20 protein-coding genes and 1 tRNA gene are annotated in these 22,084 nt (G+C 56.3%); 13 read left to right on the forward strand and 8 right to left on the reverse strand.

Annotated elements, in window-relative coordinates:
- The first annotated feature begins 10 nt into the window (after nt 1-10).
- The 6 genes from mepS to yejF all read left to right on the forward strand — a co-directional run bounded on the left by mepS (nt 11) and on the right by yejF (nt 7,864).
- Complete coding sequence (mepS, locus tag F0320_RS14715; RefSeq protein ID WP_008500946.1) at nt 11-580, forward strand: bifunctional murein DD-endopeptidase/murein LD-carboxypeptidase; 570 nt, start codon at nt 11-13, stop codon at nt 578-580.
- A gap of 127 nt (nt 581-707) precedes the next feature.
- Complete coding sequence (locus tag F0320_RS14720; RefSeq protein WP_047652532.1) at nt 708-2,264, forward strand: cyclic di-GMP phosphodiesterase; 1,557 nt, start codon at nt 708-710, stop codon at nt 2,262-2,264.
- Nucleotides 2,265-2,338: 74 nt separating this feature from the next.
- On the forward strand, nt 2,339-4,144 hold the full coding sequence (locus F0320_RS14725) for an extracellular solute-binding protein (RefSeq protein ID WP_126330811.1): 1,806 nt from the start codon (nt 2,339-2,341) through the stop codon (nt 4,142-4,144).
- 9 nt (nt 4,145-4,153) lie between these two features.
- Nucleotides 4,154-5,248, forward strand: coding sequence for a microcin C ABC transporter permease YejB (locus F0320_RS14730; protein ID WP_045402802.1), 1,095 nt, complete (start codon nt 4,154-4,156; stop codon nt 5,246-5,248).
- Complete coding sequence (locus tag F0320_RS14735; RefSeq protein ID WP_023312492.1) at nt 5,248-6,273, forward strand: ABC transporter permease; 1,026 nt, start codon at nt 5,248-5,250, stop codon at nt 6,271-6,273. Before F0320_RS14730 ends, F0320_RS14735 begins: the two co-directional genes overlap by 1 nt.
- Before the next feature lies 1 nt (nt 6,274).
- Nucleotides 6,275-7,864 carry a microcin C ABC transporter ATP-binding protein YejF gene (gene yejF, locus F0320_RS14740; RefSeq protein WP_126330813.1) on the forward strand — a complete coding sequence of 530 codons (1,590 nt, stop codon included), beginning with the start codon at nt 6,275-6,277 and terminating at the stop codon, nt 7,862-7,864.
- A 3-nt stretch (nt 7,865-7,867) separates the two neighbouring features.
- Here yejF and F0320_RS14745 read toward each other — a convergent pair whose 3' ends face one another.
- The 3 genes from F0320_RS14745 to rsuA all read right to left on the reverse strand — a co-directional run bounded on the left by F0320_RS14745 (nt 7,868) and on the right by rsuA (nt 10,411).
- Entirely contained in the window at nt 7,868-8,212 is a 345-nt protein-coding gene (locus tag F0320_RS14745; protein ID WP_045334337.1) for a YejG family protein, read from the reverse strand.
- A 279-nt stretch (nt 8,213-8,491) separates the two neighbouring features.
- A complete protein-coding gene (locus tag F0320_RS14750; protein WP_126330814.1) occupies nt 8,492-9,688 on the reverse strand; it encodes a Bcr/CflA family multidrug efflux MFS transporter in 1,197 nt (398 codons plus the stop codon).
- Nucleotides 9,689-9,703: 15 nt separating this feature from the next.
- Nucleotides 9,704-10,411: a 16S rRNA pseudouridine(516) synthase RsuA gene (gene rsuA, locus F0320_RS14755; RefSeq protein WP_126330816.1), complete on the reverse strand. Its 708-nt coding sequence runs from the start codon at nt 10,409-10,411 to the stop codon at nt 9,704-9,706.
- A 152-nt stretch (nt 10,412-10,563) separates the two neighbouring features.
- Between rsuA and F0320_RS14760 the strand changes: the two genes are divergently transcribed.
- Nucleotides 10,564-12,324, forward strand: a complete 1,761-nt coding sequence (locus F0320_RS14760; protein WP_126330818.1) for a DEAD/DEAH box helicase — start codon at nt 10,564-10,566, stop codon at nt 12,322-12,324.
- 125 nt (nt 12,325-12,449) lie between these two features.
- Nucleotides 12,450-12,734 carry a 50S ribosomal protein L25 gene (gene rplY, locus F0320_RS14765; RefSeq protein ID WP_023312497.1) on the forward strand — a complete coding sequence of 95 codons (285 nt, stop codon included), beginning with the start codon at nt 12,450-12,452 and terminating at the stop codon, nt 12,732-12,734.
- A gap of 52 nt (nt 12,735-12,786) precedes the next feature.
- On the opposite strand, the gene yejK is transcribed toward rplY, so the two are convergent.
- On the reverse strand, nt 12,787-13,794 hold the full coding sequence (yejK, locus tag F0320_RS14770; protein ID WP_008500957.1) for a nucleoid-associated protein YejK: 1,008 nt from the start codon (nt 13,792-13,794) through the stop codon (nt 12,787-12,789).
- A gap of 134 nt (nt 13,795-13,928) precedes the next feature.
- On the opposite strand from yejK, the gene F0320_RS14775 reads away from it, so the two are divergent.
- The 3 genes from F0320_RS14775 to F0320_RS14785 all read left to right on the forward strand — a co-directional run bounded on the left by F0320_RS14775 (nt 13,929) and on the right by F0320_RS14785 (nt 16,085).
- A complete protein-coding gene (locus F0320_RS14775) occupies nt 13,929-14,156 on the forward strand; it encodes a YejL family protein (protein ID WP_008500958.1) in 228 nt (75 codons plus the stop codon).
- Nucleotides 14,157-14,175: 19 nt separating this feature from the next.
- Nucleotides 14,176-15,936, forward strand: a complete 1,761-nt coding sequence (yejM, locus tag F0320_RS14780) for an LPS biosynthesis-modulating metalloenzyme YejM (RefSeq protein WP_126330820.1) — start codon at nt 14,176-14,178, stop codon at nt 15,934-15,936.
- A gap of 72 nt (nt 15,937-16,008) precedes the next feature.
- Nucleotides 16,009-16,085, forward strand: a tRNA-Pro gene (locus tag F0320_RS14785).
- A 35-nt stretch (nt 16,086-16,120) separates the two neighbouring features.
- On the opposite strand, the gene F0320_RS14790 is transcribed toward F0320_RS14785, so the two are convergent.
- Entirely contained in the window at nt 16,121-16,351 is a 231-nt protein-coding gene (locus tag F0320_RS14790) for a hypothetical protein (RefSeq protein ID WP_233443250.1), read from the reverse strand.
- 52 nt (nt 16,352-16,403) lie between these two features.
- A complete protein-coding gene (locus F0320_RS14795) occupies nt 16,404-16,664 on the reverse strand; it encodes a DUF2534 family protein (protein ID WP_063143759.1) in 261 nt (86 codons plus the stop codon).
- 209 nt (nt 16,665-16,873) lie between these two features.
- Between F0320_RS14795 and eco the strand changes: the two genes are divergently transcribed.
- The gene (eco, locus tag F0320_RS14800) at nt 16,874-17,377 is read left to right on the forward strand and encodes a serine protease inhibitor ecotin (RefSeq protein ID WP_126330822.1); all 504 of its coding nucleotides are present in this window, start codon (nt 16,874-16,876) and stop codon (nt 17,375-17,377) included.
- Nucleotides 17,378-17,512: 135 nt separating this feature from the next.
- Here eco and mqo read toward each other — a convergent pair whose 3' ends face one another.
- Nucleotides 17,513-19,162 (reverse strand): malate dehydrogenase (quinone), encoded by a 1,650-nt coding sequence (mqo, locus tag F0320_RS14805; RefSeq protein ID WP_023344564.1) that lies wholly within the window; start codon nt 19,160-19,162, stop codon nt 17,513-17,515.
- A 187-nt stretch (nt 19,163-19,349) separates the two neighbouring features.
- Here mqo and F0320_RS14810 point away from each other — a divergent pair, with 187 nt between their 5' ends.
- Nucleotides 19,350-20,639 (forward strand): SulP family inorganic anion transporter, encoded by a 1,290-nt coding sequence (locus tag F0320_RS14810; RefSeq protein WP_126330824.1) that lies wholly within the window; start codon nt 19,350-19,352, stop codon nt 20,637-20,639.
- On the opposite strand, the gene mgtE is transcribed toward F0320_RS14810, so the two are convergent.
- Entirely contained in the window at nt 20,602-22,038 is a 1,437-nt protein-coding gene (gene mgtE / locus F0320_RS14815) for a magnesium transporter (RefSeq protein ID WP_126330826.1), read from the reverse strand. The genes F0320_RS14810 and mgtE overlap by 38 nt on opposite strands.
- Between the last annotated feature and the right edge of the window lie 46 nt (nt 22,039-22,084).

The raw sequence follows: 22,084 nt of genomic DNA on the forward strand, positions 1-22,084 counted from the left end.
AATAAACAAAATGGTCAAATCTCAACCGTTTCTGAGATATATCTTACGGGGGATCCCGGCGATAGCAGTCGCGGTACTGTTGTCTGCATGTAGTACATCGAACACCGCAAAGAATATGCATCCTGAGACGCGTGTTGTGGGAATGGAAGATTCCTCGTCACTGCAAGCCTCTCAGGATGAATTTGAAAATATGGTACGTAATCTGGACGTGAAGTCCCGCATTATGGACCAGTATGCTGACTGGAAAGGCGTGCGCTATCGTCTTGGCGGCAGCACAAAAACAGGTATTGATTGTTCCGGGTTTGTACAGCGTACGTTCCGCGAGCAATTTGGGTTAGATCTTCCGCGTTCAACCTATGAACAGCAGGAGATGGGCAAGTCGATTTCACGTACCAAACTGCGCACCGGTGATTTAGTCCTGTTCCGTGCCGGTTCTACAGGTCGACATGTTGGCATCTACATTGGTAATGACCAGTTTGTACATGCCTCCACCAGCAGCGGTGTGACCATTTCCAGCATGAACGAACCGTACTGGAAGAAGCGTTACAACGAAGCACGCCGCGTACTGACCCGCAGTTAATATGACTATCGTATCGTTGGTTATCCCTTGGCTGACGATATGATGAAAAAAAGCACTGCTTCGGCAGTGTTTTTTTTTGCCCGTTACACTGAATACATCCAGCGGCATTTCAGGAATCACGACGTCTATGCTCACCCGCTATTTCTCCAGCAATCGCAAAATACTGATCCTTAGCATCATCACAGGCCTGATCGCCGCCCTGCTCCTGGGTTCGTTGCAATTTTTCTGGAGCTACCACAAGCGGGAAGTCAAATTCGACACCCTGATCCACGATGTGAGCATCTATATGGAGAGCTATTTCGATGAGTTAAAAAATTCTATCGATGTGCTCCAGCCGCTCACGTTAAGCAATTGCCACGATGTCAATCAGGAACTCACCTCGCGCGCTGCCTTTAGCCTTAACGTTCGCGCATTTCTGCTGGTCAGAGACAAAATGGCGTTCTGCTCTTCTGCCACGGGGCCGATGAATTCCCCGATGGAGGAGCTGATACCTGAGCTGCACATCGATAAACAAATTGATATGGCATTGCTTCCAGGCACCCCGATGCTGCCCAACAAGCCCGCGGTTGCCATCTGGTACCGTAACCCGCTAGTGAAGGACGGCGGCGTGTTCACCTCGGTGAATCTTAATCTGACGCCTTATCTGCTCTACACCGCGCGCCAGGACGAATTTGCCGGCATTGCCATCATTATTGGCGATCATGCGCTGTCAACGCGGTCCAGCACACTGGTCCTTGCGCATGACCTGCATGAAACTCCGGCCCGTACCGCGACGCTGAAAGACGTCCCCCTGACCATAAACCTGTATGCCGACGCCTGGACCAGCGATGAAATTCTCTACGCCCTCTTCTTCGGGCTGGTATGCGGTATTTGTGCCGGATCGCTCAACTACTATATCCTCAGCATTCGCCTCAGCCCGGGTAAAGAGATTTTAAGCGCGATTAAGCGCGGTCAGTTTTACGTGGTTTATCAGCCTGTCGTCGATGCTAAATCGCTCCAGATGACCGGGCTTGAAGTGCTGATGCGCTGGAAACACCCGACAATGGGGGAAATTCCGCCGGACGCGTTTATCAACTTTGCCGAAGCGCAGAAGCTGATTGTCCCGCTGACGCTGCATCTCTTTGACCTTATCATTCACGATGCCCCCGTGTTACAAACCCTGTTACCTCCGGGAGCAAAGGTGGGTATCAACATTGCGCCGGGGCATCTGCATGCAGAAAGCTTCAAAGACGATATGCGCACCTTCAAAGCGCTACTGCCGCAGGATTACTTCCAGATCGTGCTGGAAATTACCGAGCGCGATATGCTCAATCACCGGGAAGCCAACAGCCTCTTCGAATGGCTGCATAATGAAGGGTTTGAGATAGCCATTGATGATTTTGGCACCGGCCACAGCGCGCTGATTTATCTTGAGCATTTCACCATGGACTACCTCAAGATAGACCGTGGATTTGTTAATGCGATAGGGACTGAGACGGTGACGTCACCGGTGCTGGATGCCGTCCTGACGCTGGCAAGACGGTTGAATATGTCGACCGTCGCCGAAGGGGTAGAAACGCCGGAACAGGCCGCCTGGCTGCGCGAGCACGGCGTTAATTTCCTGCAGGGATACTGGATTAGCCGCCCGATGCCGCTGGCGCAATTCCGCGAATGGCGGCCTGATATTTCGCCCGAGGGTGATTAATTTCACATTGCCCGTGACGTCACTTATTATTCAGCTTAACCGAGCCGGTCTGTAAAAGAGGGAGCTGCCGCGAGATGCTTATGCGCTTTATGTTGCTGATGTTGGCACTAACGAGCCTGTCCAGCCAGGCGCAAGCCATCAAAGAAAATATCGCCTTCGCGGTGATTGGCGAGCCGAAATATGCGGTCAATTTTACACACTTCGATTACGTTAACCCTGCCGCGCCAAAGGGCGGAAAGGTCACGCTTTCCGCCACGGGAACCTTCGACAACTTCAACCGCTTCGCCCTGCGCGGCGTGGCGGCCGCGCGAACGGAATCGCTTTACGATACGCTCTTCGTCACGTCGGATGATGAACCCGGCAGCTACTATCCGCTGATTGCCGAGAACGTGCGTTATGCCGATAACTTCGCCTGGGCGGAAATCTCGCTGAATCCGCGAGCGCGTTTTCACGACGGTACGCCGGTTAAGGCGAGCGACGTCGCGTTCACCTTCCATAAATTCATGACCGAAGGCGTCCCCCAGTTCCGCATCGTGTATAAAGGCGCATCCGTCAGAGCCATCGCGCCGCTCACCGTGCGCATCGAGCTGAGCGAACCGAACAAAGAGAATATGCTCAGCCTTTTCTCGCTGCCGGTAATGCCTGAATCGTTCTGGAAAAATCATAAGCTAAGCGACCCGCTTTCCACGCCGCCGCTGGCAGGCGGCCCATACCGCATCACCGACTGGCGCATGGGGCAATATGTTGTTTACTCTCGCGTGAAAGACTACTGGGCGGCAGACCTGCCGGTAAACCGCGGGCGCTGGAATTTCGACACCCTTCGCTATGATTACTACCTCGACGATAACGTGGCGTTTGAAGCGTTCAAAGCCGGCGCCTTCGATTTGCGCGTCGAGAGCAGCGCCAAAAACTGGGCGACCCGCTATATCGGCAAAAATTTTGCCAAAGGCTATATCGTCAAAGACGAGCACAAAAATGAGTCTGCCCAGGACACCCGCTGGCTGGCGTTTAATATTCAGCGTCCGGTATTTAATGATCGCCGGGTGCGCGAAGCCATTTCCCTGGCCTTTGATTTTGAATGGATGAACAAAGCGCTGTTTTACGGGGCTTACAGCCGTGCGAATAGCTATTTCCAGAACACCGAATATGCCGCGCGCGATTACCCGAAAGCCGACGAGCTGGCTCTGCTGGCGCCGCTGAAAGCGGAGCTGCCGCCACAGGTGTTCACCACCGTGTTTCAGCCACCCGCGTCGAACGGTGACGGTTACGACCGCGAAAACCTGCTGAAAGCCAGCAAGCTGCTGGATGACGCGGGCTGGCACCTGAAAAATCAAAAGCGTGTGGATGCCAGAACGGGTAAGCCTCTCAGCTTTGAACTGCTGCTCTCCTCCGGGGGCAACGATCAGTGGGTACTGCCGTTTAAGCACAACCTTGCGCGGCTGGGCGTGACCATGAACATTCGCCAGGTCGATAACGCGCAGATCACCAGCCGCATGCGCAGCCGTGATTACGACATGATGCAGCGCCTGTGGCCCGCGCAGCCGTGGCCCAGCTCCGACCTGCAAATCTCCTGGGCCTCCAGCTACATCGACTCTTCATACAATGCGCCCGGGGTAAAAAGCCCGGCGATTGACGCGCTGATTGCGAAAATAGTGGCAGCTCAGGGAGATAAAGATAAGCTCGTGCCGCTCGGGCGCGCCCTCGACAGGGTCCTGACCTGGAACTACTACATGCTGCCGATGTGGTATATGGGCGAAGATCGCCTTGCGCGCTGGGACAAGTTCTCCGTGCCTGCCGTGCGCCCTGTCTATTCTCTGGGCTTTGATACCTGGTGGTATGACGTTAACAAAGCCGCCAGACTTCCCGCCGAGCGGCGATAAGGAATCATCATGGGTGCCTATCTTCTCCGTCGTCTCCTGCTGATTATCCCCACCCTGTGGGCCATCATCACGATTAACTTTTTTATCGTGCAAATCGCCCCCGGCGGCCCGGTCGATCAGGCGATTGCCGCCATTGAATTCGGCAACAGCGGCGGCATGCCCGGCGGCGGCGGTGAAGGGATGGGCGCGAGCCATGCGCGAACCGGCGTAGGGAATATCAGCGAAAGCCATTATCGCGGCGGACGCGGGCTGGATCCGGAGGTGATCGCCGAGATCACCCACCGCTACGGCTTTGACAAACCGATTCACGAGCGCTATTTCAAGATGCTCTGGGATTACATCCGCTTTGATTTTGGCGACAGCCTGTTTCGCAGTGCATCAGTGTTAACGTTGATCAAGCAAAGCCTGCCGGTTTCGATAACGCTGGGGTTATGGGGAACGCTGATTATCTACCTGGTCTCTATCCCGCTCGGGATCCGCAAAGCGGTGTATAACGGCAGCCGGTTTGATATCTGGAGCAGCACGTTCATCATCATCGGCTACGCCATCCCGGCGTTTCTGTTTGCCGTCCTGCTGATCGTCTTTTTTGCCGGGGGAAGCTATTTCGACCTCTTCCCGCTGCGGGGGCTGGTCTCCGCCGATTTCAGCTCCCTGCCGTGGTATCAGAAAATCACCGACTATCTCTGGCATATCACGCTGCCGGTGCTGGCCACGGTCATCGGCGGGTTCGCGGCCCTGACCATGTTGACCAAAAACGCCTTTCTCGATGAAATTCGTAAGCAGTACGTTGTCACGGCCCGCGCTAAGGGCGTGAGCGAGAAGCAGATCATGTGGAAACACGTGTTCCGTAACGCCATGCTGCTGGTGATCGCCGGGTTTCCGGCCACGTTCATCGGCATGTTTTTTACCGGCTCGCTGCTGATAGAGGTCATGTTCTCACTCAACGGCCTGGGGCTGCTGGGCTATGAGGCTACCGTGTCGCGCGACTATCCGGTGATGTTTGGCACACTCTATATTTTCACCCTGATTGGCCTGCTACTGAATATCATCAGTGATATCAGCTATACGCTGGTCGATCCCCGAATCGATTTTGAGGGCCGCTGATGCCGCGTTTAAGCCCCGTCAACCAAGCCCGCTGGGCCCGTTTTCGCCACAACCGCCGCGGCTACTGGTCGCTGTGGATTTTTGCCGTGCTGTTTGCCTTAAGCATGTGTTCGGAGCTGATCGCCAACGACAAGCCGTTGCTGGTGCATTTTAACGACCGCTGGTACGTGCCGGTTATCGCCAACTACAGCGAAAGCGACTTCGGCGGCCCGTTTGCGACACCGGCGGAGTATCAGGATCCGTGGCTTCGCCAGCAGATCGAACAGCACGGATGGGCGCTCTGGGCGCCGGTGCGCTTTGGCGCCAACAGCATTAACTTCGCCACCACGACTCCGTTCCCTTCCCCGCCCTCCGCGCAAAACTGGCTTGGAACGGATGCAAACGGCGGCGACGTGCTGGCGCGCATCCTGTATGGCACGCGAATTTCTCTTCTCTTTGGGCTGATGCTGACGATCTTCTCAAGCGTAATGGGCGTTGTGGCGGGTGCCGTTCAGGGCTACTACGGCGGGAAAATTGACCTGTGGGGCCAGCGGGTTATTGAAGTCTGGTCAGGCATGCCAACGCTGTTTCTGATCATCCTGCTTTCCAGCGTGGTGCAGCCCGGCTTCTGGTGGCTGTTAGGCATCACCGTCCTCTTCGGCTGGATGGCGCTGGTGGGCGTGGTGCGCGCGGAGTTCCTGCGCACCCGCAATTTCGACTACATTCGCGCCGCGCAGGCGCTTGGCGTGAGCGACCGGGGGATCATCTTCCGCCACATGCTGCCCAACGCGGTCGTGGCAACGCTCACCTTCCTGCCGTTTATTCTGTGCAGCTCCATCACCACCCTCACCTCGCTGGATTTTCTTGGTTTCGGGCTACCGCTGGGTTCCCCGTCGCTCGGCGAACTGCTGCTGCAGGGCAAAAACAACCTGCAGGCGCCGTGGTTAGGCATCGCCGCCTTTCTTTCCGTGGCCGTGCTGCTGTCGCTGCTGATTTTTATTGGCGAAGCCGTGCGCGATGCCTTTGACCCGAACAAGGCGGTATAAAATGAGCCAGCCTCTTCTCAGTATTGATAACCTGTCGATTGCTTTTTCTAAGCAGGACGAGACGCGCACCGTGGTCACCGACCTGTCGCTGCAGATCCAGACCGGGGAAACGCTGGCCCTGGTGGGCGAGTCGGGTTCAGGCAAGAGCGTTTCGGCGCTCTCTATCCTGCGCCTGTTGCCGTCTCCACCGGTGAGCTACCCGCAAGGGGATATTCTGTTTCACGGCCGTTCGCTGCTGCACGCCGATGAACAGACCCTTCGCGGCATTCGCGGCAACAAAATCGCCATGATCTTCCAGGAGCCGATGGTTTCCCTCAACCCGCTGCACAGCCTGGAAAAACAGCTCTATGAAGTGCTCTCCCTGCACCGGGGGATGCGCAAAGAGGCCGCGCGGGGAGAAATTCTGGACTGTCTGGAACGAACGGGCATACGCAATGCGGCCAAACGGCTGAATGATTTTCCGCACCAGCTCTCCGGCGGCGAACGCCAGCGCGTGATGATCGCCATGGCCCTGCTCACGCGGCCCGAGCTGTTGATTGCCGACGAGCCCACAACGGCGCTGGACGTGACGGTACAGGCGCAAATACTGACGCTGCTGCGGGAACTGCGTGACGAGCTGAACATGAGCCTGCTGTTTATCACGCACAACCTGAGCATTGTGAGAAAGCTGGCCGACAGCGTCGCGGTGATGCAAAACGGACGATGCGTTGAACAGAATACCGCGTCCACGCTGCTGAGCGCGCCGCAGCACCCCTATACGCAGCGTTTGCTCGACAGCGAACCCTCCGGCGACCCGGTTCCTCTCGATGCGGACAGCACGCCGCTGCTGCGCGTTGAGGATCTGTCCGTCTCGTTCCCGATCCGCAAAGGTATTCTGCGGCGCATCGTCGACCAGAATCCGGTGCTGAAAAACATCCGCTTCTCGCTGCGCCCGGGAGAATCCCTGGGGCTGGTGGGCGAATCCGGTTCGGGCAAAAGCACCACCGGTCTGGCGCTGCTGCGCTTAATTGCCTCCCAGGGCGAGATCCTCTTTGACGATATGCCGCTGCACCGCTGGAACCGCCGTCAGATGCTGCCGGTGCGGCCCCGCATGCAGGTGGTGTTTCAGGATCCCAACTCCTCGCTTAACCCCCGGCTCAGCGTGTTACAGATTATCGAGGAGGGTCTGCGCGTGCATCAGCCCGGCCTGAGCGCTCAGCAACGGGAACAGGAGGTTATTCGGGTGATGGCCGAAGTGGGCCTGAATGCCGGGACGCGCCACCGCTATCCGGCTGAATTCTCCGGCGGTCAGCGCCAGCGTATCGCCATTGCCCGCGCGCTGATCCTGAAGCCGGAGCTGATTATTCTGGATGAACCAACATCGTCGCTGGACAGAACCGTTCAGGCGCAGATCCTGGCGCTGCTGAAAGGGCTACAGGAAAAGCACCGGCTGGCCTATATCTTTATCAGCCACGATCTTCAGGTGGTGCGGGCGCTATGCCATCAGGTGATTGTGTTGCGACAGGGAGAAGTGGTCGAGCAGGGAGAGTGCCAGCGCGTATTTAGCGCGCCAACGCAGCGCTACACGCGCCAGCTGTTGTCGGCAGACTAGCGGTCAGAACGGGTACTGGCCGGAGAAAGGCTCCGCGATGGCAACGCCAAAATTTTTCAGACGGCAGGTGGCGGCAAACTCGTCCTGGCTTTTCACAAACAGGCACGGCTCACCTTCGCACTCCAGCACGGAGCTGTCCACTTCGATATCCGTCAGGGCCTGGCTGAGACGCTCCATCACCCGCCATGCATTTTCGTCGCTCGGGCTCAGCAGCTTGAGCGCCACCAGGCAGTTTTCACAGCCCGCGACGTTTTGCGGAATCGGTTCAACTTTCGAACCTGCAAAACCCGTCGACCAGCGATAGCTCTGGGGCAAGCGATGGACAATAGAAAGTTGTAATGTATTCACGTTCGTTCCCCGGAAGCAAAATTTACTTCACAATTTATTTACATTTATAGTAACACATCATCGCCAGCCTGCACTCTTCAGCGCTTTTTTATCGGTATTCAGGCTCGCGTCGGCGCTATATGTACCCGTTTCTGCGATCTAACTCAACCTTTTTGAATACAATGATGTGACTTTTTACACAAATAGATTTTACATAAAATAAACAAACACGGAATAAACGAACGGGGGTTTGGTTGATATGCATCAACAAAAAAGGCCCTGCCGGGCCTTCTCTGTGTTTTAGTGGGCCACTTTTCGCGGTCGACTGGCGTAAAGATAGAAGAATATCGAGCTGGTTGCGCAAAAAGCCATCGCCCACAGCATGGGCCATGCCGTCGTAAAGGTAGCCATTGAAAGCAACGCCCCGACGATAGCGCCGATGCCGAAGCGGAACGTCCCCGCCAGGGAAGAGGCGGTGCCCGCCATATGCGGAAACTCATCCAGGATCACCGCCATCGCATTAGATGACACCATCGACACGCAGCCGACAAAGGCCGCCACGCCAACCACCAGCGCCCAGAAGCCCACGCCCAGAAACGCGCTCACCACCAGCCAGATCGCCATCACAAACTGGATCCACAGCCCGGCGCGGAACATGTTCAGCGCCCCTACCCGCCGGACAAAACGGCTGTTGATGATGGTCATGATGAACAGGAAGACGATGTTAAGCGCGAAATAGTAGCCGAAGTGCTGCGGCGAAACGTGGTTCAGCTCGATGTAGACAAACGGCCCGGCGCTCAGGAAGGAGAACATCCCGGCGAAGCTGAACCCGCTTGCCAGCATATAGCTGAGCACGCGCTTGTGGCGAAACAGCGAGGCAAAGTTGCCGATGGTGGTTCGGATGTGGAATTTCTGACGGCGCTCGACGGGAAGCGTTTCATCAATAAAGAAGAAGATCATCGCCGAGGCCAGCAGCGCGGCCAGGGCCAGGATCCAGAAAATCACATGCCAGCTAAACCACACCAGCACCGCACCACCGGCCATCGGGGCCACCAGCGGCGCAATCGTCGTCACCAGCATCACGAACGACATCATGCGGGAGAACTCTTCTTTCGGGTAGATATCGCGCATCAGGGCGTTAATCACCACGCTTGCCGCTGCCGCCGCCAGACCGTGGAAGAAGCGCATGATAATCAGATGATCGATGGTCTGCGCCAGCGCACAGGCAACCGCTGCGGCCGCAAAGACCAGCGTCCCGCCCAGAATGACGGGCTTGCGTCCAAGACTGTCCGCCATCGGGCCATAAAACAGCTGGCCGAGGGCAAAGCCGAGAATATAGGTGCTGAGCGTCATCTGCGCACTGCCCGCCGGAACGCCAAACTGCGCGGAAATGACCGGCAGTGCGGGCAGGTACATATCAATAGACAGCGGCATCAGCATGGCCAGCAGGCCAAGAATGAAGACGATTTTGAACGACGAGTGTGGCCTGGTGGTCACAGAGCTCTCCTGAAATTAGTGCGAAGGAAGACCGACGCTGGCGATCTCTTCTTCCGTTAACGGGCGATATTCGCCAGGCGCCAGGTCGGGATCGAGCTCAATCGCACCAATCCGTTCGCGATGCAGGCCAACAACGTGGTTCCCCACCGCGGCAAACATACGTTTCACCTGATGGTAACGCCCCTCGCTGATGGTCAGACGGACTTCCGTCGGCGTAATCACCTCAAGCACGGCGGGTTTGGTCAGATCTTTTTCATTATGCAGCTGAACGCCTTTCGTGAATTGCTCTGCCGTGTCATCCGACACCGGCGACTCCAGCGTGACCAGATAGGTTTTCTCGCAGTGGTGACGCGGGGAAGTAATGCGATGCGACCACTGCCCGTCGTCGGTCATCAGCACCAGACCCGTGGTGTCGATGTCGAGGCGGCCTGCGGCGTGCAGCTTGTGCGCCACCGGTTCGTCGAGGAAATAGAGCACCGTCGGGTGATCGGGATCGTCCGTTGAGCAGACGTAGCCTTCCGGCTTGTTGAGCATGAAGTAGCGCGGACCGTGCTGCTGGGTCAGCGGATTGCCGTCATACTCCACCTGATGGTCAGGTTGCAGTTTGAACGCGCTGTCTCTCACAGTGTCGCCATCCACGGTAACGCGGCTGGCGCGAATTTCGCGCCCGGCAATAGCGCGGCTTACGCCGAGTTGCTGAGCGATAAACTTATCAAGTCGCATGAAATCTTTTTAGCCTTAATGGTGCTGGAAGTCGGACAACAGGTCCGAAAAAAGAAGCAGTCTGGAACGGTTCAGTATAATGGTCTGGTTGCGCCACTCAAGGGAAAAAGTTTCGTGGCATACTATGTGCGGAATAACGAAACCGAGACCCCATGACTTTTACACTTCGTCCCTATCAGCAGGAAGCCGTTAACGCCACCCTCGCCTGGTTCCGTAAACATCGCGAGCCGGCGGCGATTGTGCTCCCGACCGGCGCAGGCAAAAGCCTGGTCATCGCCGAACTGGCGCGTCTGGCCCGCGGTCGCGTGCTTGTGCTGGCGCACGTCAAAGAGCTCGTCGCGCAAAACCATGCCAAGTATTGTGCGCTTGGGCTGGAGGCCGATATTTTCGCCGCCGGGTTAAAGCGTAAAGAGAGCCACGGCAAAGTGGTCTTTGGCAGCGTGCAGTCGGTGGCGCGCAATCTGGACCTGTTTCGCAGCGAATTTTCGCTGCTGATTGTCGACGAATGTCACCGCATCAGCGATGACGACGACAGCCAATATCAGCAAATCCTGTCCCACCTGAAAGAGGTGAACCCTCATCTGCGCCTGCTGGGCCTGACGGCGACCCCGTTTCGCCTGGGGAAAGGCTGGATCTATCGCTACCATTATCACGGCATGGTGCGCGGCGATGACAAAGCCCTGTTCAGCGACTGCATCTACGAACTTCCGCTGCGCTACATGATTAAACATGGCTACCTGACGCCGCCTGAACGGCTGGATATGCCGGTGGTACAGTACGATTTCAGCCGCCTGCAGGCGCAGAGCAACGGCTTATTCAGCGAAGCGGATCTCAACCAGGAGCTGAAAAAGCAGAAGCGCATTACGCCGCATATTATCAGCCAGATTGAGGAGTTCGCCGCGACGCGCAAGGGGGTAATGATCTTTGCCGCCACCGTTGAGCACGCGCGTGAAATCACTGGATTACTGCCCGCTGGCGACGCGGCGTTAATCACCGGCGAGACGCCCGGCCCGGAGCGCGACCGCCTGATTGAGGCCTTTAAAGCCCAGCAGTTCCGCTATCTGGTTAACGTGTCGGTGTTGACCACCGGCTTTGACGCCCCGCACGTCGACCTGATCGCCATTTTGCGCCCGACCGAATCGGTCAGTCTGTATCAGCAAATTGTTGGCCGCGGCCTGCGTCTGGCCCCGGGGAAAACCGACTGCCTGATTCTGGATTATGCCGGCAACCCGCACGATCTCTATACGCCTGAGGTCGGCGCGCCAAAAGGGAAAAGCGACAACGTGCCCGTGCAGGTCTTTTGCCCTGCCTGCGGGTTTGCCAACACCTTCTGGGGAAAAACCACCGCCGACGGTACGCTGATCGAACATTTTGGCCGCCGCTGTCAGGGCTGGTTTGAAGATGATGACGGGCACCGCGAGCAGTGCGATTTTCGCTTCCGCTTTAAAAACTGCCCACAGTGCAATGCCGAAAACGACATTGCCGCTCGCCGCTGCCGGGAATGCGACACGGTGCTGGTTGACCCGGACGACATGCTGAAAGCGGCGCTAAAGCTGAAAGATGCCCTGGTGCTGCGCTGTTCCGGCATGGCGCTGCAGCCCGGCGCCGATGAAAAAGGCGAGTGGCTGAAAATCACCTATTACGACGAAGACGGGGCGGACGTCAGCGAGCGCTTTCGGGTTCAGACGCCTGCCCAGCGAATGGCCTTCGAACAGCTGTTTATCCGCCCGCATACCCGAACGCCGGGCGTTCCCCTGCGCTGGATAACCGTAGCCGATATCGTGCGCCAGCAGGTGTTATTGCGCCATCCGGATTTTGTCGTCGCCCGTAAGAAAGGCCAGTTCTGGCAGGTGCGCGAGAAGCTCTTTGACTACGAAGGTCGCTTCCGTCGCGCCAACGAATTGCGCGGTTAGCGGGACTTTTCATTGATGTGAGGGGCATTTGAGTATAAAATGCCGCCCGCTTCACATCCGTGAGGCAGAACACTCACCTGCTGCTGGGTCGCCTGTAGTAGGGTTTTAAATACAGAGAGAAATCAATGTTCACTATCGAAGCAGAAGTACGTAACGTGCAGGGTAAGGGTGCGAGCCGCCGCCTGCGTAACGCTAACAAGTTCCCGGCTATCGTTTACGGTGGCGAAGCTGCTCCAGTTGCAATCGAACTGGATCACGACAAACTGTGGAACCTGCAGACCAAAGCTGAATTCTACAGCGAAGTTCTGACCATCGTTGTTGGCGGTAAAGAAGAAAAAGTGAAAGTTCAGGCTGTTCAGCGTCACGCGTTCAAGCCAAAACTGACTCACATCGACTTCGTTCGCGCGTAATCGCAAACTCGTCGAAAAAAAACCCCGCTTCTGCGGGGTTTTTTTATGGCTGTTATTTCCCACCCGAGGTGCGGCGCTGAAGCTGATCGCGCAGGTTCGGCGGCGTACCTTTAATGGTCAGCGTATCGGTGGCCGGATCCCAGAAGATGCGTTCCCCCAGCAACATCGCATCAAAGTTAATGGTTAACCCACCGCCGCTACCGGCAAACTTGGTCAACTGACGCAGCGTACTGCGATCGGCCGGGAAGCTCTCTTCAAGCTCATAGCCTTTCTCCGCGGTGAATTCCTGGAAGCTGACTTCGCTGACGCCCGCCAGCTCTTTTGACAGGGACTCCAGCTCGATCTCCTCCCCTGCCTGCAGCTGTTCGTTGCAGTAGCTGTATACCTGCTGACGCACGGTCTGGCGCTCAGATTTATCGAGCTGCGCTTCAGCCGTAAAGTCGTCAACCGCCTGGAGCAGCCCTTTATTCTGCGCTTTAGCGTTGAGCCCTTCGCTGGCACCGAGGAAATCCATAAAGAAATCCGCCACTTTGCGGCCCACGCGTCCCTTCAGGAAAGTCAGGTAGCGGGTTGACTCCGGGTTGGTTTCCCATTCGGTCAAATCAATACGCGCCACGATATCCGCATGGTTGATATCCAGATAATGCGTTGAGCTGATATCCAGCTGCTCGTTCACGCGCATGCTGCTTAAGTTATTCAGCACGGTAACCAGCAGATACTCTACCGCCAGGTAGCGATAGTGGCAGAACAGCACGATCCCACCGTCGGCGAACGGATATTTCGCCAGCTCGTCGCGCAGACGCCCGGTTGCGGCGCGGCTAAACGCGAGGAAATCCTCTTCGCCCTGACGCTGCAGGCGCAGGCTATCGGCCAGTTCACTCTCTTCGCTGAACAGACCATAGGCTTTATTTTTGGCGCTGTAGACGCGATGCAGCTCTGCCATCATCTCCACCACGGTCGCCGTGGGTTCCAGTAACGAATCGCGCAGCACCACTTCAAGGGTTTGCTCATCACGCTTGATAAGCTGGTGCAAGGCAATCTGGTTGATTTCCAGACTCATGATAAACTCTCCTTTTAGACCGGGCGGTATTCAACCACCACCAGGACATGTGTGCAACAACAGATAAAAAAGGGGAAAAAAAGCTGTTGCTACGGTAATATGTTGCCCTTTCATCAACAAACTGATTTTGATTTATGCCACAACATTCCCGCTACAGTGATGAACACGTTGAACAACTGCTCAGTGAGCTGGTCAACGTACTGGAAAAACATAAAACGCCGACCGATCTCTCCCTGATGGTTTTGGGAAATATGGTCACCAACCTGATTAACACCAGCGTTGCTCCGGCTCAGCGTCAGGCGATCGCAAAATCTTTCGCCCAGGCTTTACAGTCGTCCGTCAGCAACGACCCGGCCCATTAAGGGATACGAACAACAGTTTATGGTGACGAATCGTCAGCGCTACCGTGAAAAAGTCTCCCAGATGGTCAGCTGGGGGCACTGGTTTGCCCTGTTCAACATTCTGCTGGCGACGGCCATTGGCTGTCGTTATCTGTTTGTCGCAGACTGGCCAACAACGCTAACCGGGCGTATTTACTCCTGGATAAGCGTTGTCGGTCACTTTAGCTTTTTGGTTTTCGCCACCTATCTGCTGATCCTGTTCCCCCTGACGTTTATCGTCATGTCGCAGCGTCTGATGCGATTCTTGTCCGCCATCCTTGCGACGGTGGGGATGACGCTGCTGCTTATCGACAGTGAAGTGTTCACCCGCTTCCACCTGCATCTCAACCCCATCGTCTGGGAACTGGTGATTAACCCCGACCAGAACGAAACGGCCCGCGACTGGCAGCTGATGTTTATCAGCGTCCCGGTGATCCTGTTGATTGAGATGCTGTTCGCCACCTGGAGCTGGCAAAAGCTCCGCAGCCTGACCCGGCGACGCCATTATGCGAAGCCCGTCGCCGCGCTCTTCTTCGTCTCCTTTATCAGTTCGCACATCATGTATATCTGGGCGGATGCGAACTTCTATCGCCCGATTACCATGCAGCGTGCGAACCTGCCGCTCTCATACCCGATGACGGCCCGTCGCTTCCTCGAGAAACACGGCCTGCTTGATGCGCAGGAGTACCAGCGCCGTCTCATCGAGCAGGGTAACCCGGAAGCCGTCAGCGTTCAGTATCCTTTGAGCGACCTGAACTACCGCGATATGGGACGCGGGCAAAACGTCCTGCTGATCACCGTCGATGGCCTGAACTATTCCCGCTTCGAGAAGCAGATGCCTGCGCTGGCCGCTTTCGCGAGTCAGAACGTCTCGTTTACTCAGCATATGAGCTCCGGTAACACAACCGATGCTGGCATCTTTGGCCTGTTCTATGGCATTTCAGCCGGCTACATGGACGGCGTACTGTCTACCCGCACGCCTGCGGCGCTGATCACCGGGCTGAATCAGCAAGGCTATCAGCTAGGGTTGTTCTCCTCCGATGGCTTTAACAGCCCGCTCTACCGTCAGGCGCTGCTGTCCGATTTCTCACTACCGACGGCGCAAAATCAGTCCGACGCGCAGACCGCCAGCCAATGGATAAACTGGCTGCAGCGCTACGCCCAGGAAGATAACCGCTGGTTCTCATGGGTTGCCTTTAACGGCACAACGCTTGCCAACAGCAATAAAAGTGACTTTGCGCGCCGCTACGGCCGTGCGGCTGGCGATGTTGATGCGCAGATAGGCCGCGTGCTTGACGCGCTTCGCGAGTCGGGCAAGCTGGACAATACCGTGGTGATCGTGACCGCGGGCCATGGCATCCCGCTAGGTGACGAGACGAAGAGTATGAGCTGGTCTCGCCCGAATCTGCAGGTTCCACTGGTGATCCACTGGCCAGGCACCCCGGCGCAGCGCATCAATATGCTCACCGAGCATAAAGATGTGATGACCACCCTGATGCAACGCCTGCTGCACGTCAGCACGCCAGCAAACGAGTATTCGCAGGGGCAGGATCTCTTCAGCGCCGCGCGCCGCCACAGCTGGGTGACGGCGGCGGGGAATAATACGCTGGTGGTGACCACGCCGAAGCTGACGCTGGTGCTGAACAGCAACGGGAATTATCAGACGTATAATCTGCAGGGTGAACGGTTAAAAGACCAGAAGCCGCAGCTGAGCCTGCTGCTGCAGGTCCTGACGGATGAGAAGCGTTTCATCGCTAACTGATTAATAATAAACCAGTTAGCGACGGATTCCCTTGCATTCAAAACGGAATCGAGTAGTATTCTTTTTATGCGTCGGCACGTAGCGCAGCCTGGTAGCGCACCGTCATGGGGTGTCGGGGGTCGGAGGTTCAAATCCTCTCGTGCCGACCAAAAACACATTGAAAACCAGCCTGATGGCTGGTTTTTTATTTCGCTTCGTCCGGCGTTTTGCGCAGATACACCAGCGTAACCAGACAAATCACCGCTCCGGCATAAAACGTATATTCCGCGCCAAACGTATCCCATATTGCCCCTGCCCCCAGGCCAATGACCCACCAGCAGCCTTTCCCGAGACGCTTTAGGTACTCTTTTTTGATGGGGTTCGTGCGTTTATGTTCGACGGGCGTTTTCGGCTCATGAAGGCCGAAGAAAATCATCTGATGTAAAAAAACCAGCCCGCAGGCTGGCTTTTTTATCTGAAGTGAATGCTTAGCGCTTCTCACGTCCACCCAGGAAGAAGATGCCCAGCGGGATGGCCAGCAGAACGGTGAACACCAGGCTGTAGACAAAGATCATCGCCGACTGCAGGACATACATGCTTGTTGTCCAGGCAGAGAGAGGAATGTTGTACTGTTCGATGACGCCAACAATAGTGGCCCGTCCCACGCACGCGGCGGCAATCATAAATACGACCAGCAGCGCCAGGAGGAATTTGCGGCCTTCAGGCGTTTTCAGTTTTGCACGAACCATCTCTCTTCCCTTTCACAGATGAATAACAATATATAGGGTCTAAAATAACACGAACTGGCACCCGACTCCACATCAGCATAAAAAACCACTAAACAGGCAAATAAAAAGCGCATAACACTATCATTAGTGAAAAAGTAAGTAAATAACACCGGTCATTCATCGTTGTTATGTTACCCTGCGCAGGATCGTTTTGACATAAAGGAATGACAATGAAAAACGCACCTAAATTTGCCATCGCCCTCATCGCCGCCGCGTGCGTCAGCAGCAGCGCTTTCGCCAGCGGAACCCCAAAAGAGCAGCCGCTGGAAAAAGTTGCCCCGTATCCGAAAGCGGAAAAAGGGATGAAGCGTCAGGTGATTCAGCTGCCGGTTCAGCAGGATGAAGGGAACTTCAAAGTGGAACTGTTAATTGGCAAGACGCTGGAAGTGGACTGCAACCAGCACCGTCTGGGCGGTCAGCTGGAAAGTAAAACCCTGGAAGGCTGGGGTTACGACTATTACGTTTTTGACAAAGTGACCTCGCCGGTCTCCACCATGATGGCCTGCCCGGACGGCAAGAAAGAGAAGAAATTTGTAACGGCGTATCTGGGCGACAACAGTCTGTTGCGCTACAACAGCAAGCTACCGATCGTGGTGTATACGCCTGAAAACGTAGAGGTGAAGTATCGCGTGTGGAAGGCAGATGAGACTGTCGGACAAGCGGTAGTACGTTAAAAATAAGTAGGGTGGCGGCTTCGCCTTACCCGACCCGGAAAGGGTGCGCTCTGGTGCCCTCACCCCAACCCTCTCCCACCGGGAGAGGGAGAAAACACTAAAAACGGTAACGGATGTTACCGTTTTGCTTTTACCTTACAGCGCGATATCCGCAACCGGTTTGTTTTCCGGCTGAGGCTTTAGCTCCGCTTTTGGCGCAGCGTCCGCAGCCTGCGGTTTGATGTACTGCAGCTGCAGTACGCGGCTGGTGTATTCCAGCTCCTGCTCCGTCGCGCTCACGTTGCCGTTTAGCTTCGTGCCGTAGGATGGAATAATGGTTTTCAGCTTCGCCTGCCATTCCGGGCTGGCGACTTTATCTTTAAACACTTTTTCCATCAGGTGCAGCATGATTGGCGCAGCGGTCGACGCACCCGGCGACGCGCCCAGCAGCGCGGCGATGGTGCCATCCTTATCGCTTACCACTTCAGTACCCAGACGCAGCACGCCACCCTCTTTCGGATCGCGCTTGATGATCTGAACGCGCTGACCCGCCTGCCACAGACGCCAGTCTTCTTTCTTCGCCTGCGGATAGTACTCTTTCAGCGCCTCGAAACGGTCGTCGTCAGAGAGCATCACCTGGCTAATCAGATATTTCACCAGGTCGAAGTTATCCAGACCCACGTCCATCATCGGCTTGACGTTAGAGGTGGTCGTGGCGCTGAGCAGATCCCACAGAGAGCCGTTTTTCAGGAATTTAGTGGAGAAGGTTGCGAACGGCCCAAACAGCACCACGCGTTTGCCGTCAAGCATACGGGTGTCAATGTGCGGAACAGACATCGGCGGTGCGCCAACGGAAGCCTGGCCGTACACTTTTGCCAGATGACGATTCACCACTTCCGGATTATCGGACACCAGGAACTGGCCGCCCACCGGGAAGCCCGCGTAGTCGTCAGCTTCCGGAATACCGGACTCCTGCAGCAGCTTAAGCGCCGCGCCGCCGGCACCGATAAAGACAAACTTCGCCTTGATGACGTGCTCGGCTTCGTTGTTTTTCAGATCGGCAACGGTCACGCTCCAGCTATTATCCGCGTTGCGCTTGAAACCGCGCACTTCGGTGCTGAGCTGCAGGTTGAAGTTCTCTTTTTTCTTCAGAGACGTCACCAGCTGACGGGTAATTTCACCGTAGTTAACGTCGGTACCAATTTCGGTACGGGTCGCCGCCACTTTCTGGTTCGGGTCACGACCTTCCATGACCAGCGGAGCCCACTCTTTAATCTGCGCGTGGTCTTCAGAGTATTTCATCCCGCGGAACAGCGTGCTCTGCTGCAATGCGGCGTAGCGCGCGCGCAGGAAGTTAACGTTCTGCTCACCCCACACAAAGCTCATGTGCGGCACGGTGTTGATAAACGAGTGCGGATCGTGCAGCACGCCGCTGTTGACCTGGTGAGACCAGAACTGGCGAGAAACCTGGAATGCTTCGTTGATCTCGACCGCCTTCTCGATACTAATGGAACCGTCCTTTTTCTGCGGCGTATAGTTCAGTTCCATGAGTGCCGAATGGCCGGTACCGGCGTTATTCCAGCCGTTCGAACTCTCCTGCGCGACGCCATCAAGGCGCTCGACCATGGTCATAGACCAGTCCGGCTGCAGTTCTTGCAGATAGGTTCCCAGCGTGGCGCTCATGATACCGCCACCAATTAAAAGGACGTCCGTTTCCTGCTCTTTTGGTGCGTCAGCTTTCGCCGCCATGGAGACGGTATTAAGCCCCACGGCCAGAGAAAAGAGCATGGCAGTCATTTTTTTCATAATTTATGCCTTAGTGTAAAAGTGCTTGATGCGTGGAAATTGCAGGTGAAAAAAGCTGCGGGGGCACGGTAACAACTTTTAAATATTGTTTAAAGGTTACGAAATTATTGTAATTGTGAAATTTAATGATGGATTGTTTGTGAGGAATTAGCGATGCGTCTGGTAAAGCGCGGTTTTACTGGCTAGTATGTGGCGTTTTGTGATCGCGCGCACGGAAGCCTGCCCTAACCAGCGAACTGTTATGTCCCTACCCCATTCTGCTGTATCCCCCGAAGACCGCGTAGCCAACGTGCTGCGTTCCCCTAAGCTGCTGACGCGTGAAACGCTGGCAGGGGTGATCACCGCCCTGGCGCTGATCCCCGAAGTCATCTCATTTTCGGTGGTGGCGGGCGTTGACCCGAAGGTCAGCCTGATCGCCTCCGTGGTGCTGTGTCTTGCCCTTTCTGTACTCGGTGGTCGCCCCGCGATGGTCACGGCAGCGGCCGGCTCCGTGGCGCTGGTCATTGGCCCGATGGTGCATCAGCACGGCGTACAGTACATTCTTCCCGCCGTGCTGATGGCGGGCGTAATTCAGATTCTGTTTGGCGTACTGGGCATGGCAAAGCTGATGCGCTTTATTCCCCAGTCGGTCATGACCGGGTTTGTTAACGCCCTGGGCATTTTGATCTTCTTCGCTCAGGTGCCGCATTTCTGGAGCCGAAGCCCGCTGATTGTGGGCCTGTTCGTGCTGACGCTGCTGATCGTGCTGTGGGTGCCGCGCTATATCAAAAGCATCCCTTCCCCGCTGATTGCGATTGTGCTGTTAACCTTGTTCACCGTTTCAACCGGCCAAATCCTGCCGACCGTGGGCGATGAAGGCTCCATGAGCGGCGGTTTGCCGGGGCTTACCGAGCTGTTGGTCCCGCTCAATGTGCAGACGCTGAGCATTATCTGGCCGTGCGCGCTGAGCATCGCGTTTGTCGGCCTGCTGGAATCCCTGCTGACGGCAAAGCTGGTGGATGAGCTGACCTCGACACCGTCAGGTAAACGCCGCGAAAGCATTGGATTAGGCGTCGGCAATATTCTGGCCGGATTTTATGGCGGGATTGCAGGCTGCGCGATGATCGGACAAACCATCGTCAACGTGGAGATGGGGAAAGGTCGAAGCCGCATTTCAACGATTGCGGCGGGCATTGTGCTACTGATCCTGGTGACGGCGCTCAGCGACGTGATGGCCAAAATCCCGATGGCGGTGCTGGCGGGTATTATGGCGATTGTCGCCGTCAAAACCTTCAGCTGGCACAGCCTTCAGCCGGCCACGGTGAAAACGGCCCCGATAGCAGAAACGGTCGTCATGCTGGTCACGGTTGCCGCCACGGTATCCACCGGCAATCTGGCGATTGGCGTGCTGGGCGGGATTATCGTTATGGCACTCCTCCCCGCCCGCATTAAGCGTCGGCTTAAAGAAGAAAAACCGTCGCCAGCCCAAGAAAAATAAAGAAACCGCCGGTATCGGTGATGGCGGTGATCATCACGCTCGACCCCACCGCGGGGTCGCGCCCCAGTTTGGTCATGGTCAGCGGGATAATCACGCCCATTATCGACGCTACCAGCAGGTTCAGCACCATCGCCAGCATCATCACGCCGCCCAGGGCCATATCGTCGTACAGCCACCAGGTGATGCCGCCCATAATCCCGCCCCACACCAGGCCGTTGATGAGCGCGACGCCCATCTCTCTGAAAATCAGCCACGAAAAGTTACCGGGCTGAATATTTTCCAGCGCAAGGGCGCGAACGATCATGGTTATAGTCTGGTTTCCGGTGTTACCACCAATCCCTGCGACAATCGGCATCAGCGAGGCCAGCGCCACCAGCTGTGAAATGGTGTGTTCAAAACCGTCAATCACCCGGGAGGCGATAAACGCGGTACAGAGGTTAATGGCCAGCCACGCCCAGCGCGTTTTCACCGCCTTGCCCACGGAGGCATGGACATCATCTTCCGCGCTGATCCCCCCGAGCGCACGCAGGTCGTTGTCGGTTTCTTCGTAGACCACATCAACGATCTCATCGATGGTCAGACGCCCCATCAGTTTGCCGACGGAATCCACGACGGCGGCACTGACGAGGTCGTCACGCTCGAAGGTACGCGCCGCTTTCTCCGCGTCGTCTTCAGGGGAGAAGACCATCGGCTCGTTTTCCATCACCTCGCTCACCTTTCGCTGGGTGCTGTTGAGCAGGATAGTTTTCAGCTCCAGTTCGCCAAGCAGGGTTTTATCCCGGGAGGTGACAAACAGTTTATCGGTGTTGTCCGGCATCTTGCCCAGGCGACGCAGGTAGCGCTGCACGGTACCGAGCGTCACGTCCGGGCGCACCGTGATAACGCCGAACTCCATGATCGCGCCGACGCTGTTTTTCTCGTAGTGCATCACCTGACGCACGCGCGCCCGCTCCTCCGCAGGCAGTGACGCCAGCAGGCGACCGGTCAGGTTTCGCGGCAGGTGCTGAACGAGGTAAATCTGCTCGTCGATATCCAGGGTTTGCAGAGCGTCGAGAATATCCCGGTCGCTCATCTCGTCGATCAGGTCGTCCCAGACGTTCTCAGAGGCCTCAAGCAGCACCTGCCCGCGCTCATGATCCTGCACCAGACGCCACAGGGCGTGACGTTCTTCCGAGGGAAGCGCTTCAAGGGTATCCGCCAGATCCGGCGGGGGTAAATGAGCAACCAGCGCACCTACCTCAGCAATATCGTCGGCCAGGGTGCCGACATCATATTGCTCAGCCAGGGTGAGTTTGCCTAATAGCGTAGAAGTGACCGCTTTATCGGTCGTGAGAAGCCAGATGAGTCGCGCGCGCTCCTGGTCACGCTGCCTGGCGCTGTTTTTCTTTAATACCGACATCAATCATAAATCCATTAAATGAGTTGGGGTTAAGCATAGCGCGGGG

It is taken from the genome of Enterobacter dykesii (genome assembly GCF_008364625.2).
GTDB classification, from domain to species: Bacteria; Pseudomonadota; Gammaproteobacteria; order Enterobacterales; family Enterobacteriaceae; genus Enterobacter; species Enterobacter dykesii.

Coding starts and splice junctions, on each gene's coding strand:
- mepS (WP_008500946.1), top strand. CDS start 11: ATGGTCAAATCTCAACCGTTTCTGAGATATATCTTACGGGGGATCCCG.
- F0320_RS14720 (WP_047652532.1), top strand. CDS start 708: ATGCTCACCCGCTATTTCTCCAGCAATCGCAAAATACTGATCCTTAGC.
- F0320_RS14725 (WP_126330811.1), top strand. CDS start 2,339: ATGCTTATGCGCTTTATGTTGCTGATGTTGGCACTAACGAGCCTGTCC.
- F0320_RS14730 (WP_045402802.1), top strand. CDS start 4,154: ATGGGTGCCTATCTTCTCCGTCGTCTCCTGCTGATTATCCCCACCCTG.
- F0320_RS14735 (WP_023312492.1), top strand. CDS start 5,248: ATGCCGCGTTTAAGCCCCGTCAACCAAGCCCGCTGGGCCCGTTTTCGC.
- yejF (WP_126330813.1), top strand. CDS start 6,275: ATGAGCCAGCCTCTTCTCAGTATTGATAACCTGTCGATTGCTTTTTCT.
- rsuA (WP_126330816.1), bottom strand. CDS start 10,411: ATGCGACTTGATAAGTTTATCGCTCAGCAACTCGGCGTAAGCCGCGCT.
- F0320_RS14760 (WP_126330818.1), top strand. CDS start 10,564: ATGACTTTTACACTTCGTCCCTATCAGCAGGAAGCCGTTAACGCCACC.
- rplY (WP_023312497.1), top strand. CDS start 12,450: ATGTTCACTATCGAAGCAGAAGTACGTAACGTGCAGGGTAAGGGTGCG.
- yejK (WP_008500957.1), bottom strand. CDS start 13,794: ATGAGTCTGGAAATCAACCAGATTGCCTTGCACCAGCTTATCAAGCGT.
- F0320_RS14775 (WP_008500958.1), top strand. CDS start 13,929: ATGCCACAACATTCCCGCTACAGTGATGAACACGTTGAACAACTGCTC.
- yejM (WP_126330820.1), top strand. CDS start 14,176: ATGGTGACGAATCGTCAGCGCTACCGTGAAAAAGTCTCCCAGATGGTC.
- F0320_RS14790 (WP_233443250.1), bottom strand. CDS start 16,351: ATGATTTTCTTCGGCCTTCATGAGCCGAAAACGCCCGTCGAACATAAA.
- F0320_RS14795 (WP_063143759.1), bottom strand. CDS start 16,664: ATGGTTCGTGCAAAACTGAAAACGCCTGAAGGCCGCAAATTCCTCCTG.
- eco (WP_126330822.1), top strand. CDS start 16,874: ATGAAAAACGCACCTAAATTTGCCATCGCCCTCATCGCCGCCGCGTGC.
- mqo (WP_023344564.1), bottom strand. CDS start 19,162: ATGAAAAAAATGACTGCCATGCTCTTTTCTCTGGCCGTGGGGCTTAAT.
- F0320_RS14810 (WP_126330824.1), top strand. CDS start 19,350: ATGTGGCGTTTTGTGATCGCGCGCACGGAAGCCTGCCCTAACCAGCGA.
- mgtE (WP_126330826.1), bottom strand. CDS start 22,038: ATGTCGGTATTAAAGAAAAACAGCGCCAGGCAGCGTGACCAGGAGCGC.